The organism is Pseudomonas sp. 32_A, assembly GCF_017490905.1.
GTDB lineage: Bacteria > Pseudomonadota > Gammaproteobacteria > Pseudomonadales > Pseudomonadaceae > Aquipseudomonas > Aquipseudomonas inefficax.
In genome coordinates this window covers 58,596-72,409 of sequence record NZ_JAFGYI010000012.1, presented here as the reverse complement: position 1 = coordinate 72,409, position 13,814 = coordinate 58,596, and the positions used below count along the sequence as shown (strand labels likewise).

The window sequence follows — 13,814 nt, the reverse complement described above, 5'->3', positions numbered from 1 at the left end:
GGGAAGCCAGGGGGGGAGGTAAAGTTCAGGTGGAATCATCCAGTGGCAGGTTTCAGTGCCCGAAGGAAACTTTAGCTGCCCTGCCAGGCTCAACCGTGCTCAAGCCGAGCGTAAAGCCATGACCAAGCATCCAGCGCTGCAAGCAAACTTTGCCCCGTCGGCCACGCCAAGGCAGGCTGCGGGCTTGCTCGCATCGGCCGCATTGATCGTGCTTGCCTCGGGGGTTGCGCCGCTTGACCGTGCAGATTGGTGGCTCGAAAACGTTCTGCCGCTGGCGCTCCTGCTCACCTTGGCTGCAACCAGCCGCTTTTGGCGCTTTTCGTGGCATGCCTATCTGGCAATCGTGATGATGCTGGCGATCCATGAGCTAGGCGCGCATTTCACCTATGCCAAGGTGCCCTATGACGCTTGGCTGCGTGCGCTTACCGACCACTCTCTGAATGCCTGGATGGGCTGGCAGCGCAACCAGTTCGATCGGTTGGTGCATCTGAGCTACGGCCTTCTGTTCGTCTTGCCGATCAGGGAATTGCTCCAGCGCCAGGCCTTGTTGCGAGGCGTGTGGTTGGCGTTGTGCACTGTTTCGCTGGTGCTTGCGACATCGGCGCTGTACGAACTGCTGGAGTGGATAGGCGGCCAATACCTGGGCGATGACCAGGCACAAGCCTTTCTCGCGACTCAGCAAGACCCTTGGGATGCGCAAAAGGACATGGCCCTGGCTTTGCTCGGCGCACTTGTCACCTTGTTGATCCAGCGGGTTGGGGCACGCAAGCTTTGGGGCAGAAGGGTAATGTGTCTGAAGAACAGGCACGGCTGACGGGGCAGGACTTATCGCTGTGTAGGAGCGGCCTTGTGTCGCGAAAGGGCTGCGAAGCAGCCCCAGGGTTTCGGCGCAGACGCATAAGTTGCTGGGGCTGCTTCCGCAGCCCTTTCGCGACACAAGGCCGCTCCTACAAGACCAGCAGGTAGTATCCAGCGCGATCAGAACTTCAAAAGGCCTTTTCCATCGCTGGAAAGGCCTTTCGCAATCAGCCTGTGACCGTCGAAAAACGCTAAAGTTTCCACTGGGAAAACAGTAACTTGGAGAATTTTTCCAGGTCGTGTCATTCGTCGGATTTCAATTGTAAGCCCCTGTCCAGAGCCTCAGGATCGCCGCCGTATCCCTTTGAGGCTTTCACATATGAAGTACTCCTCGATTCTCTTGTTGTCACTTGGCCTGCTGAGCGGCGCTGCATCGGCAGGCGGCAATACCGAAGCAGGTATAGGTGGCGCATTGGGTGGAGTATTGGGCTCGGTAGTCGGCCAGTCGATCGGCGGCAGCACCGGCTCGGCAATCGGCGCCGGCCTGGGTGGTGCAGCCGGTAGCGCAGTGGGCGCCAACAAACACAGCCGTGGCGAGGCGGCCATTGGCGGCGCACTGGGTGCAGCTGGCGGCAACGTGGTGGGTCGCAAGATGGGCGGCACCACTGGCAGCATGATCGGCGCGGCAGCCGGTGGCGGTGTGGGCGGTGCCTTGGGCAACCACATGGGCCGGGACTACGATGACGAGAGTGGGCATCGTTATCGTGATGATGACGACGATGACGATGATCGGGGCTGGCGTCGTCACCGCCACGACCGTGGTCATCACTACGGCTGGCGCAAACACCGCCACGACGACTGATTCTTGCGTTACCAGCCCATCACAAGTGCTGGCCGCAGCAATTGCGGCCAGCCAGGCCAATAGCTCCAGCACGACCCCGAATCTTCAGTCGACCTGAGAATGGGCACTGGGTAGTTTGTACCAGGGGGCTGCGTATTCCACGTGAACGTGCTTTTGCTTGCTGGGGAGGAACGGGGTATCGAGCGTGTCCAGGGCTATCGAAATCCAGTCGGCAAACTCACCCTCAAGGCGCGACCAGAACAAGGTCGAACCGCACTCATCGCAGAACTCTAGGTAGTGATATTTGTGAAGAGGGCTTGCCATGAAGTGGCGGGCTTGGCTTCAGCAACTCACCACCCATCGTCGCCATGCCTCACCTCACCCATTGTCTGCAATCTCGAAACAGAAGGGATATAGCTGAGCAATCCATTAATATTCCGTAATGATATTACAAAGTGAGTTTATATTGCGTTTTAATATTTAGACCCTTTGCTAGCGGAGTATTTGTAGTTGAAAGCAATTTCGGCAAAGGCTTTCAGGATCAGCGATGACGTGAGCGCTGATATCAATGATTACAGGTACCGTGATGTCCGACCCTAAACCCCTATTGTTTGCCCTCTACGAACAAGCCAGCGTCGGCTGCGGTGGCGCACCGAGCTTGTGGACGCATCCGGCGGATGAACGCCTGGCCGCCAACACTTTCGAGTTCTGGGCCAACCAGGCACGCATCGCTGATCAGGCCAACCTCGACATGCTGTTTTTCGCAGATGTTCTGGGCTTCTATGATGTCTTTGGAGGTAACGCGGAGGCAGCCGTGAAGTGGGCTGTCGAAGCTCCTGCAAATGACCCGTTGATGATTATCCCGGGCTTGGCAGCGATCACGAAGAATCTGGCGTTCGGCGCTACCGTGTCCACGACTTATGAGCATCCTTTTGCCCATGCCCGTCGTTTCAGCACGCTCGATCACATGACCAACGGGCGAATCGGATGGAATATTGTCACATCTTATCTGTCCAGCGCCGCGCGCAACTTCGGCTTGGAAGAAATGATCAAGCACGGAGATCGGTACGATCGTGCCGAGGAGTTCATGGACGTGGTCTACAAGCTTTGGGAGGGCAGTTGGGCAAACGACGCAGTGGTCGCCGACAAAGCCCGCCAGGTGTACGCCCAAGGTGACCGGGTCAAGCCCATCAATCATGCGGGAGAGCGCTATCGAGTTGCCGGGCCTCATCTGTCTGCTCCGTCGCCACAACGAACGCCACTGCTGATCCAGGCGGGTTGGTCCGGGAGAGGGCGCGAGTTCGCGGCCAAACATGCCGAACTGATCTTCATAGCAAAGTCTAACCCACATGAAATCCGCCAAGGCCTGGAAGAAATCTGGACGATGGCGGAGGCGCGGGGACGTGCTCGGGATGACATACAGTCGCTGACAGTGCTGCGCATCGTAACTGCGAAAACCGAGATTGAAGCCCAGCGAAAGTACGATGAGCTCCAGAGCAACTACCATCTGGAAGCACAACTTGTCAGTTATGCTGGCGACACAGGAATCGATCTGAGCCGCTACGCGGACAGCGATGCATTGTCGAACCATACCGAAGGTCTTACTTCCTACATGATGCGACCCGACGGAAGCGGTAAGCCGCTAACCGCAGGGGACGTCAGGAAGCGCTTCGCCAACGTCACACGGGGCACCGATCTGATCCTGGTGGGCACCCCGGAACAGGTCGCAGACCGAATCGAGGAGCATGCGCGGATCTCGGCTACGAGCGGCTACATGCTCAACCCGTTGACCAGCCCTGGCACCCTGGAGGACTTTGTGGAACTGGTGGTACCAGAGCTGCAAAAGAGAGGGCTCTACCGAACCAGCCCGCAGAGCGGAAGCTTGCGATCCAGATTGAGAGCTGACGGATCCAGCCGCTTGCCTGCGACTGCATATGGAGCTTCTTTCCGGCTACCCGCATGACACGCGTCTTCGGGATACATGAACATGCTGGCGCCCATTTCCTGTAAAGGATGAGCGCCAGCTTTCCCAAAGCGAAAATTACCGTTTCTCTTCGTTGGCCTGAAGCACCCCTGCAGCATGCCTTGGCAATGCGATAGAAATCAGCGCAGCCAGCAGAACAAATACTGTGGAGATCCACAGGCAGGCTCCCAGCCCGTAAGCCTGGAATACCCAACCGGAAAGCAGCGTACCGACCAGCCGCCCTAGCGCGTTGGACATGTAATAGAAGCCCACATCCAGCGATACCCCTTCTTCCTTGGCGTAGCTGACGATCAGGTAGCTGTGCAGCGACGAATTCACCGCGAACAGCACACCGAACAGCATCAACCCACCGAGCAGCACCACCTGTGCCGACCAGCCTGCCGACAGGCCCACGGCGATGAGCGCCGGCAGCCCGGCAAGGGCGATCGCCCAGATGAAGGCCGCACGACCGTCGGGCACATGGCCGCGTTTCTTGCCGGTGATGTGGGGGGCAAGCGACTGGACGATGCCGTAGCCGATAATCCACGTAGCCAGGAAACCGCCGACCAGCCAGAAGTCCCAGCCAAAAGCCGCGCTCAGGTATACCGGCAATGCCACGACGAACCAGACGTCACGGGCGCCAAAGAGAAACAGCCGAGCGGCCGAGAGGATGTTGATGGCTCGGCTCTTGGACAGCAGGTCGCGAAACTTCGGTTTGGCCTTGGCCTTGCCCAGGTCCTTCTTCAGCAGCAACAGGCTGCCGATCCAGATCAATGCCAACACCGCTGCCATGGCAAGCACCGCCAGGGTGAAGCCGAGCAGGGCGAGCAGGGCGCCGCCTAGGAAGAAACCGACACCCTTGAGCGCGTTTTTCGAACCGGTGAGAATGGCTACCCACTTGTACAGGGTGCCTTGCTGGCTGTCCGGCACCAGAAGCTTGATGGAGCTCTTGGCGCTCATCTTGTTCAGGTCCTTGGCGATGCCGGACAACGCCTGGGCCGTCATCATCCAGGGTACTGTCAGCCAGGCTGCCGGCACCGTGAGCATCAGCAAAGCCAACACCTGCATGCCCAGGCCTATGTTCATGGTGCGGTTGAGCCCCAGGCGGGCACCGAGGTAGCCACCCACCAGGTTGGTGATCACGCCGAACACTTCGTAGAACAGGAACAACGCAGCGATCTGCAGCGGCGAGTAGCCCAGCGAATGGAAGTGCAGTACCACCAACATGCGCAACGCACCGTCGGTGAGGGTAAAGGCCCAGTAGTTGCCGGTAACCAGCAGGTACTGACGCACTGGTGCGGGCAGGGCTGACAACGCCTTCATGATTGCCGGTTACTTCGCCGTGCCGACCATTCGGGCCAGTTCCGCTGCACGGTTGGCGTAGCCCCACTCGTTGTCGTACCAGGCGTAGATTTTCACCTGGGTACCATTGACCACCAAGGTCGATAGCGCATCGATGATCGAGGACCGCGGGTCGGTGCGGTAGTCGATGGACACCAGTGGTCGCTCTTCGTAACCCAGAATACCCTTCAACGGGCCGTCGGCAGCCGCCTTCAGCAACGCATTGACCTCATCAGCCGTGGTCTCGCGCGCCACCTCGAACACGCAATCGGTCAGCGAGGCGTTGGCCAGCGGTACACGCACGGCGTGGCCATTCAGCTTGCCGCGCAGCTCAGGGAAGATCTCGGCGATTGCGGTAGCCGAACCTGTGGTGGTGGGGATCAGGCTCATCCCCGAGGCACGGGCGCGGCGCAGGTCCTTGTGCGGCGTATCGAGAATGCTCTGGGTATTGGTCAGGTCGTGGATGGTGGTGATCGAGCCGTGGCGGATGCCCAGGTTCTCGTGTATCACCTTCACCACCGGGGCCAGGCAATTGGTGGTGCAGGAAGCGGCGGTGACGATCCGGTGTTGCGCCGGGTCGAACAGGTGCTGGTTGACGCCCATCACCACGTTCAGCGCGCCTTTCTCCTTCACCGGAGCGCAGACCACCACGCGTTTGACACCCTGGTCCAGGTAAGCCTGGAGCACAGCTACCGACTTCATCTTGCCGCTGGCCTCGATGACCAGGTCGCAGCCCGACCAATCGGTGTCGGCGATCGCCGTGTTCGCGGTGACCTTGATGCGCTTGCCCTCGATCACCACCGAGTCGCCTTCTGCCCCGGCTTCACGCTGCCAGCGGCCGTGGACCGAATCGAAATTGATCAGGTGGGCGTGGGTCTGGGCGTCGCCGGCCGGGTCATTGATCTGGACGAATTCGAATTCCGGCCAGCCCCAGGATGCCCGCAGCGCCAGGCGACCGATACGGCCAAACCCATTGATGCCTACTTTGATTGCCATGGTCTCGTTCTCAAGTGTATTTCTCGGCTGTGGTCAGCAGCAGGCAGCGACGCGCTGAGGGCGGTCACCCATGGTGTCCAGTCGTTTGGCGCTGGTGCTCAACCATTCGCGATTGGCCTGCAGCGTTGTTACCAGGACATCGCGTACCCAGGCGGGCAGCTCTGGGTGCAGGCGGTAGTAAACCCATTGGCCCTGCCGGCGGTCTTCCAGCAGGCCGCAGGTGCGCAGTTGTGCGAGGTGGCGGGAAACCTTGGGTTGGCTTTCTTGCAGGGCGCAGATCAGTTCACAGACGCACAGCTCTTCCTCGCGAGCGATCAGCAGCATCATCCGAATGCGGTTCTCGTCGGCGAGGCATTTGAAGACCTGGGTCGGGGTCAGCGAGTCAGTCATGGGCGTTCTCGGCGCGGGCAGCGGGTGCCTATGGCGGGGTATTCAGAATATATGTTTTTCTGAATATACGTATTTTCGAATGTATTACAAGGCCGCTCCCACAGGTTCCCCGTCAACTTGATGAGGCACGGTAGCGTTCTGTCGATCCAGGCTGTGCAAATACGTTTAACATGCTCCAGGCCCGCCCCATCGTTGAAAGAGATCTGTATGGAGTTACGTCAGCTTCGCTATTTCCTCAGTGTTCTGGAGTACGGCAGTCTTGGCAGGGCTGCGCTCGAGCTAGGGGTTGGCGCCTCGGCATTGAGCCAACAACTGTCGAAGCTGGAGAGCGAGGTGAGTACCCGGCTTTTGACACGTTCGAGCACCGGCGTTTCGCCGACGGCGGCGGGCCTGGCCTTCGAATACCATGCGCGCCTGGCGCTTCGCCAGGCGGAACACGCCGTGCTGGCGGCACAAAGTGGCCGCATGAGCGGCTATGCCAGCGTGGGGCTGGCACCGACCACTGCATCGATTCTTGGCCTGGCGTTGATCGACAGGATGCGCGAGCGCTACCCCGACATCCGTCTGCACCTGGTGGAAATGCTGTCCGGTTATCTGATGAACCAACTCAATGCCAGGCACCTTGACCTGGCGGTGCTGTTCCAGGCAGAAACGGGACCGCGGCTGGATGTCCGGACGCTTCTGACGGAGCGGCTTTTCGTGCTGGTTCCCGCCCCGCTGGTCAAGGCAGAGTGGGGCGAGTCGCTCACGTTGCAGCAGATCGCGACGCTCCCCTTGGTGATGCCCAGCACGCAACATGGCCTGCGCACGACGTTGCGCTCGATTTTCGAGCGGGCAGGGCTGGAGGCCAGCATCGTCATGGAAGTGGATGGTTTGTCATTGTTGATGGACTGCGTGTGTGCGGGCCATGCCGCCACCATCCAGCCCGGCGCGACAGTGGCCCGGGCGCATCAGGCGGGCCTGCGCGTGTTTGCCATCGATGAAGCTCAGGCGCAGCGTCGCAACGTGATTGTCAGCCTGACCGATGACGAGCTCTCGCCGGCCGCGTTGGCGACACGGATCGTACTGCAGGAGGTCGCTCGGGATCTGGTGGAACAGGGCCGATGGCCTGGGGCCCGGCTGCTTTGACCCAGACTCTGGGTTCACCCCAGCCCTTTAGAAAAACTGAATGCCTCCCCCCGACGATCGCGTTTCGCACCCTCCGGGCTCTCATTAAAGTCCGTGATCACGAGGAGCCACCGAACATTCGGCTCTTCGTGATCTGGAGGCGAAATGATCGATGTGCTAGTCATCGGAGGGGGCAATGCCGCCCTCTGTGCCGCGCTGATGGCGCGAGAGGCCGGAGCCAGCGTGCTGCTGCTCGAGGCCGCACCCCGCGCCTGGCGTGGTGGCAACTCACAACACACGCGTAACCTGCGGTGCATGCATGATGGCCCCCAGGACGTACTGCTCGAGGCGTACCCGGAAGAAGAGTTCTGGCAGGACCTGCTGAAGGTCACTGGTGGTCAGACTGACGAAAAGCTCGCGCGGCTGGTGATTCGCGCATCCTCCCGTTGTCGCGGGTGGATGCGCCGCCATGGCGTGCATTTCCAGCCTTCATTGTCGGGTGCGCTGCACACCGCACGGACCAATGCCTTCTTCATGGGCGGCGGCAAGGCGCTGGTCAATGCCTACTTTCGCAGCGCCGAAAACCTTGGCGTACAGATACGCTACGACACACCGGTAGCCGACATCGAGCTACAGGACGGGCGCTTCGTCGCGGCCCATGTGCCGGCACGTGAAGTTCAGGGGCGACACCTGCCAGCCGAGCGCATCGAGGCGCGTACCTGTGTGCTTGCCGCCGGTGGTTTCGAGTCCAACCGCCAATGGTTGCGCGAGGCGTGGGGGCAGAACCAGCGAGGGGAGTGGCCTTCGGACAACTTTCTTGTCCGTGGCACGCGTTTCAATGACGGTGTGCTGTTGCGCCGCATGACCGAACAGGGCGCCGACACGATTGGCGACCCGACCCAGGCACATATGGTGGCGATCGATGCCCGCGCACCGCTTTACGATGGCGGCATCTGCACGCGCATCGATTGTGTGTCGCTGGGCGTGGTAGTCAACCGCGACGGCCAGCGCTTCTACGATGAAGGCGAGGATTTCTGGCCCAAGCGCTATGCCATCTGGGGGCGCCTGGTGGCGCATCAGCCTGGGCAGGTGGGGTTTTCGATCATCGACCGGAAGGCCCTCGGGCGCTTCATGCCACCGGTTTTCCCGGGCGCCAGCGCCGATAGCCTGGAGGCGTTGGCCGGCCTGCTCGGTTTGCCTGTACAGGCGTTCCTCGAAACCGTGCATGCCTACAACCGAGCCTGCCAGGTGGGCACGTTCGACCACACCCGGCTGGACGACTGCCACACCGTTGGCCTGGAGCCGGTGAAAAGCCACTGGGCGCGCCCGATCGATACGCCTCCCTACTACGGCTACCCGCTGCGCCCTGGCGTGACTTTCACCTATCTGGGGCTGCGCACCGATGAAACCGCCGCCGTGCATTTCGACGGGCGTCCCAGCCCGAACCTGTTCGTTGCTGGCGAGATGATGGCGGGCAATGTACTGGGCAAGGGCTACACCGCAGGTGTCGGCATGTCCATCGGCACCGCTTTCGGCCGTATCGCCGGGACCAGCGCCGCTGCGGCGGCGGGTTACCAACATCCAGAAAAAGAGAACCGCCATGACTGCGCAACTGCCTGAACCACGCCAGCCTGATGCCGCCGGGGCGGCCCTCGAACTGATCCCGGTGTTGAACGTCGAGGAGCGGGAAGTGGACCGGCAAATGCGGATATGCAACGCCTGTCGTTACTGCGAAGGCTTCTGCGCAGTTTTCCCGGCAATGACCCGCAGGCTGGAGTTCGGCAAGGCCGATATCCATTACCTGGCCAACCTGTGCCACAACTGCGGCGCCTGCCTGCATGCCTGTCAGTACGCACAGCCCCACGAATTCGCCGTCAACGTGCCCCAGGCGATGGCCAAGGTACGCGGGCAGACCTACGCCGAGTACGCCTGGCCGGCCGTCTTCGGGCGGCTGTACAGGCACAACGGCACCTATGTCGCCACCGCATTGGCTGTAGCCTTGTCGCTGTTCCTGCTGCTGACCTTGTTCGTCAACGGCACGCTGCTGCCGGGGCGATTGGCGGGTAACTTCTATGCGGTCTTCCCGCACAATACCCTCGCGCTGATGTTCGGTAGCGTGTTTGCCGCTGCAGCTCTGGCCTTGGCGGTGGCGGTACGTCGCTTCTGGCGCTCGGTCTCGCCTGCCGAGACGCTGGCGCAACCCGCCAAAGGGGCGCTGTTCGAGGCATCGAGCGCGGCATTGACCCTTAAGTACCTGGACGGTGGGCACGGCCAAGGTTGCAACAATGCCGATGATCGCTACACGCTCTGGCGCCGTCGCTTCCATCACTTCACCTTCTACGGCTTCATGCTGTGCTTTGCCGCCACGGTGGTCGCCACCGGGTATCACTACCTGCTGGGCCAGCAGGCGCCGTACCCGCTGTTTAGCGCACCGGTGTTGCTCGGCACCCTGGGCGGAATTGGCTTGATCGTCGGGCCGGCCGGGCTGTTGGCGCTGAACCTGCGCAGGGCGCCGGAGCAGGGCGATGTTGCCCAGCGGCCCATGGATCGGGCGTTCATCCTGCTTCTGCTGCTGGTCAGCGCCACAGGCCTTGCGTTGCTGGGCCTGCGTGATACCGCAGCGATGGCGATCCTGCTGGCGATCCATCTGGGCACCGTGATGGCGCTGTTCATCACGCTGCCCTATGGCAAGTTTGCCCATGGCCTGTTCCGCAGCGCGGCACTGCTGAAGTTCGCGATCGAGAAACGCCGGCCCAACGAGCTGGGTCTGGGAGGGGAGTGAACCATGCACGCAGCCGGTTTTTCCTCTGTGCCGCAACGCGCGAGATGCAAGGTGTTTCGCTTACCGGTTGGGCCACTTGTCCAGCAGGATCGACACGAACTTCTCCGCTGCTGGCGACAGCGACGCCCCTCTGCGATAGACCAGCCCCAGGGTGCGGGTGACCTGGGGTTCGATCAGCGGCACGCTGACCAGCGTCGGGTGGTCGGCGTTGGGCATGGCCAGGCTGGGCATGGCCGACACGCCCAGCCCGGCTTCGACCATGCCCAGCGAGGTGGACAGGTGCTGAACCTCATAGAACCACTTGGGCCGCAGGTTGAGCCCGGACAGCGCATGGTCCAGCAACATCCGGTTGCCGCTCAACCGGCCTACGCCGATCAGGCGGTAGTCGGCCAGTTCTGTCCAGGTGACGGCGTCACGGTTCGCCAGCTTGTGGTCCCTGCGACAGGCCAGCACGAAGTGCTCCTGTACCAGGGAGACGAACTCGATGTCCGGGTGCTGGCCGCTCATCATGTTGATGCCGAAATCGGCCTCACCCCGCAGCACGGCTTCGAGCCCGTCGTTGGCGCTGAGGTCCAGCAGGCGGATGCGGATCTTCGGGTATTGCTCGTTGTAGTCGCGGATCACCGACGGCAGGAAATAGAACGCCGCGGTCGGGATGCAGGCGAGGGTGACCTGCCCGGTCTGGCGTTCTGCGAGTTCGCGAATGCTCAGGATCGAGTCTTCGAAGTCATCCAGCAGGCGCCTGGCCTTGGGCAGGAAGTCACGCCCGACGCTGGTAAGGCTGACGCGACGGGTAGTGCGTTCCAGCAGCGAAGTGCCCAACCCTTCCTCGAGCTTTTTAATCCGCCGGCTCAGGGCGGGTTGCGACAGGTGCAACGCTTCTGCAGCCTCGTGGAAACTACCGAGTTCGGCGATTTTCACGAAAGATCGTATGTCTTGCAGCTCATATTCCATCTCGGATCGCTCTTCGGTCCTGGTTCGGTATTGATGCTTGAATCGGAACAATAGCTACGATATTTGCATTGGATTGATTTATCCATCCCTGTCAATCTTTTGTCCACAGCATCAATGATGTCCATTGATCAACAAGAGTGCGAAATCATGCAACGAATTCCTTGCGTACTCATGCGCGGTGGCACCTCCAAGGGCCCGTTTTTCCATGCATGGGACCTTCCTGCCAATGTGGTCGAACGCGACGAATTGCTGATCAACCTGATGGGGTCCGGGCATGAACTGGAAATCGACGGCATCGGTGGCGGTAGCCCGCAGACCAGCAAGGTTGCGATTGTCAGCCCTTCGCTGCATGCCGACGCTGACGTCGACTACCTGTTCGTGCAAGTCATGGTCGCCCAGCGCCGGGTCGATACCGCACCCAATTGCGGCAACATGCTGTGCGCCGTTGGCCCGTTCGCCATCGAGCAAGGTCTTGTAAAAGGCCAGGACGGCAAGACGCTGGTGCGTATCCGCAACCTCAACACCGGCACTTTCGTCAATTCGCTGGTGGAAACCCCCGGCGGCATCGTGCGCTACGAAGGCCGCACGGCGATCGATGGCGTACCGGGCACTGCCGCCCCGGTGCACCTGACCTTCCTCGATGCGGTCGGCAGCAAGACCGGCAAGCTGTTCCCGACTGGCAAGGCCAAGGATGTGATCGACGGTGTAACGGTTACCTGCATCGACATGGCCATGCCGATGATGGTAGTGGAGGCCAGCCAGATGGGCGTCACCGGCTCGGAAACCCCGGCCGAACTCGATGCCAACGGCGGATTGCTCGAGCGCCTCGAGGCATTGCGCCTGAAGGCCGGCAAGGCCATGGGCCTGGGCGATGTCAGCGGTATGGTCATCCCCAAGCCTGTGCTGGTGTCCAAGCCCCGCTATGACGGCACATTGCAGGTCCGCTACTTCATGCCGCACAACTGCCACCGCGCCCTGGCCATCACCGGAGCGATAGGGCTGGCGACTGCCTGCGTCAGCCCAGGTACGGTAATCGGCGAGCTGCTGGGTGAGGGCGCCGAGCAACTGACCGAGGTGCGCCTGGAACATCCCGGCGGTGGTATCGATGTCGCGCTGTCACGCAGCGGTGCCGATGGCAAGACGATCCAGGCCTCGGTGGTGCGAACTGCACGGCGGCTGTTCTCTGGCTTCGTTTATGCCCCTACATTCCGCAGGTTGGCGGGGTAGGCCCAGGCGTTAGTCCAGACCTGTACATTCGCAACAAGCGCATCCGCACAATTTCAACAATGGGTGATGCCTCATGAGACTCGCCAAATCGCTGTACTTCCAGATCCTCTGCGCCGTCCTGCTGGGCGTGGTGGTCGGTCACTTCTGGGCGCAACAGGCCGTTGCGCTCAAGCCGCTGGGTGATGCGTTCATCAAGCTGATCAAGATGATGATTGCGCCGGTGGTCTTCTGCACCATCGTCACCGGCATTGCCGGAATGACCGACAAGCGCTCCCTGGGGCGTTTGATGAGCAAGACCTTGCTGCTGTTTCTGGTATTGACCGTCATCAGCCTGATGATCGGCCTGGCAGCGGTGTACCTGTTCCGACCTGGTGTCGGCATGAACATCGACCCGGCCACGCTAAGCACCGAGGGGCTCGGCCAGTACGCCGCGTCTGCGGCGAAGCTGAGCGTGGTCGACTTCTTCATGCATATCATTCCCGACACGTTCATCGGGGCGTTCAACAAGGGTGAAGTATTGCCGGTGCTGTTCATCGCGGTGCTCAGCGGTTTTGCCCTGTCGTCGATGGGCGAGAAGGGCAAGCCGGTACTCGATGTGCTGGAGTCTGCCTCGACCATGGTGTTTCGCATCTTCGGCTACCTGATGCGCTTCGCCCCGGTCGGTGCCTTCGGTGCCTTGGCCTTCACCGTCGGGCAGTACGGCGTGACGTCCCTGGGAGCATTGGCCAAGCTGGTCGGTACGCTCTACATCGCCTGTGCGTTTTTCGTCCTGGTGGTGCTCGGTGGTATCTGCCGTGCCCACGGCTTCAGCCTGTGGAAGCTGCTGCGCTACTTCCGCGAGGAATTTCTGGTGGTGCTTGGCACCTCGTCCACCGAGCCCGTGCTGCCACGCATGCTGGAAAAACTGGAGAAACTGGGCTGCAAGAAAGGTGTGGTCGGGTTGGTGCTGCCAACCGGCTATTCCTTCAACCTCGACGGAACTGCCATCTACCTGTCGTTGGCGGCGGTCTTCATCGCTCAAGCCTGCAACATCGACCTGAGCCTGGGTCAGACGGTGACGATGCTGGCGATCATGCTGTTGTCGTCAAAAGGCGCAGCGGGTGTGACCGGTAGTGGCTTCGTTGCGCTGGCCTCGACCTTGACTGTCATTCACGACATCCCGTTGGCAGGGCTTGCCTTGCTGATCGGCATCGATCGCTTCATGTCCGAGGCGCGTGCCCTGACCAGCCTGGCCAGCAACGCCGTGGCCACCGTGGTGATCTCGCTGTCGGAGAATGCCTGTGAACGGGAAACCTTGCTGCGCCGCCTGAACGGCATTCCGGCTGTACCGGACAAGGCGGATAGTGCGCAGGCCGACTGGTCTGCCGAGCCTCGTCATCACGGCTGAAAAGCCTCTTCCACACCCATTGTTGACT

At 61.1% G+C, this 13,814-nt stretch carries 12 protein-coding genes and 1 pseudogene; 8 read left to right on the top strand and 5 right to left on the bottom strand.

Annotated features, from left to right (window positions below; translation table 11 throughout):
• Window positions 1–118 precede the first annotated feature (118 nt).
• Window positions 119–814, top strand: coding sequence for a DUF2238 domain-containing protein (locus J5M58_RS09950; RefSeq protein WP_207878047.1), 696 nt, complete (start codon window positions 119–121; stop codon window positions 812–814).
• Between the two features lie 363 nt (window positions 815–1,177).
• Window positions 1,178–1,660 (top strand): glycine zipper domain-containing protein, encoded by a 483-nt coding sequence (locus J5M58_RS09945; RefSeq protein ID WP_112253840.1) that lies wholly within the window; start codon window positions 1,178–1,180, stop codon window positions 1,658–1,660.
• Between the two features lie 84 nt (window positions 1,661–1,744).
• On the opposite strand, the pseudogene J5M58_RS27895 reads toward J5M58_RS09945, so the two are convergent.
• Window positions 1,745–1,930, bottom strand: a pseudogene (locus J5M58_RS27895) (GFA family protein); the annotation flags it as partial.
• A 295-nt stretch (window positions 1,931–2,225) separates the two neighbouring features.
• Between J5M58_RS27895 and J5M58_RS09940 the strand changes: the two are divergent.
• Window positions 2,226–3,602, top strand: coding sequence for an LLM class flavin-dependent oxidoreductase (locus J5M58_RS09940; RefSeq protein ID WP_207878045.1), 1,377 nt, complete (start codon window positions 2,226–2,228; stop codon window positions 3,600–3,602).
• 78 nt (window positions 3,603–3,680) lie between these two features.
• Here J5M58_RS09940 and arsJ read toward each other — a convergent pair whose 3' ends face one another.
• Genes arsJ through J5M58_RS09925 form a run of 3 tightly spaced genes read right to left on the bottom strand, consistent with a single transcriptional unit; the run spans window position 3,681 to window position 6,329 of the window.
• Window positions 3,681–4,925: an organoarsenical effux MFS transporter ArsJ gene (arsJ, locus tag J5M58_RS09935; protein ID WP_112253839.1), complete on the bottom strand. Its 1,245-nt coding sequence runs from the start codon at window positions 4,923–4,925 to the stop codon at window positions 3,681–3,683.
• A gap of 9 nt (window positions 4,926–4,934) precedes the next feature.
• Window positions 4,935–5,939, bottom strand: coding sequence for an ArsJ-associated glyceraldehyde-3-phosphate dehydrogenase (locus tag J5M58_RS09930; RefSeq protein WP_207878043.1), 1,005 nt, complete (start codon window positions 5,937–5,939; stop codon window positions 4,935–4,937).
• A gap of 33 nt (window positions 5,940–5,972) precedes the next feature.
• A complete protein-coding gene (locus J5M58_RS09925; RefSeq protein ID WP_207878038.1) occupies window positions 5,973–6,329 on the bottom strand; it encodes a metalloregulator ArsR/SmtB family transcription factor in 357 nt (118 codons plus the stop codon).
• Between the two features lie 207 nt (window positions 6,330–6,536).
• Between J5M58_RS09925 and J5M58_RS09920 the strand changes: the two genes are divergently transcribed.
• From J5M58_RS09920 to tcuB, 3 genes are all read left to right on the top strand, one after another.
• Window positions 6,537–7,457, top strand: a complete 921-nt coding sequence (locus tag J5M58_RS09920) for a LysR family transcriptional regulator (RefSeq protein ID WP_112253836.1) — start codon at window positions 6,537–6,539, stop codon at window positions 7,455–7,457.
• Between the two features lie 144 nt (window positions 7,458–7,601).
• Window positions 7,602–9,056 carry an FAD-dependent tricarballylate dehydrogenase TcuA gene (gene tcuA, locus J5M58_RS09915; protein ID WP_207878035.1) on the top strand — a complete coding sequence of 485 codons (1,455 nt, stop codon included), beginning with the start codon at window positions 7,602–7,604 and terminating at the stop codon, window positions 9,054–9,056.
• Window positions 9,037–10,218: a tricarballylate utilization 4Fe-4S protein TcuB gene (tcuB, locus tag J5M58_RS09910; RefSeq protein WP_243432279.1), complete on the top strand. Its 1,182-nt coding sequence runs from the start codon at window positions 9,037–9,039 to the stop codon at window positions 10,216–10,218. Before tcuA ends, tcuB begins: the two co-directional genes overlap by 20 nt.
• 60 nt (window positions 10,219–10,278) lie before the next feature.
• On the opposite strand, the gene J5M58_RS09905 is transcribed toward tcuB, so the two are convergent.
• On the bottom strand, window positions 10,279–11,172 hold the full coding sequence (locus J5M58_RS09905; protein ID WP_085622438.1) for a LysR family transcriptional regulator: 894 nt from the start codon (window positions 11,170–11,172) through the stop codon (window positions 10,279–10,281).
• A 147-nt stretch (window positions 11,173–11,319) separates the two neighbouring features.
• Here J5M58_RS09905 and J5M58_RS09900 point away from each other — a divergent pair, with 147 nt between their 5' ends.
• On the top strand, window positions 11,320–12,399 hold the full coding sequence (locus tag J5M58_RS09900) for a 4-oxalomesaconate tautomerase (protein ID WP_207878033.1): 1,080 nt from the start codon (window positions 11,320–11,322) through the stop codon (window positions 12,397–12,399).
• Between the two features lie 73 nt (window positions 12,400–12,472).
• The gene (gene dctA / locus J5M58_RS09895; RefSeq protein WP_112253832.1) at window positions 12,473–13,786 is read left to right on the top strand and encodes a C4-dicarboxylate transporter DctA; all 1,314 of its coding nucleotides are present in this window, start codon (window positions 12,473–12,475) and stop codon (window positions 13,784–13,786) included.
• Window positions 13,787–13,814: the final 28 nt, after the last annotated feature.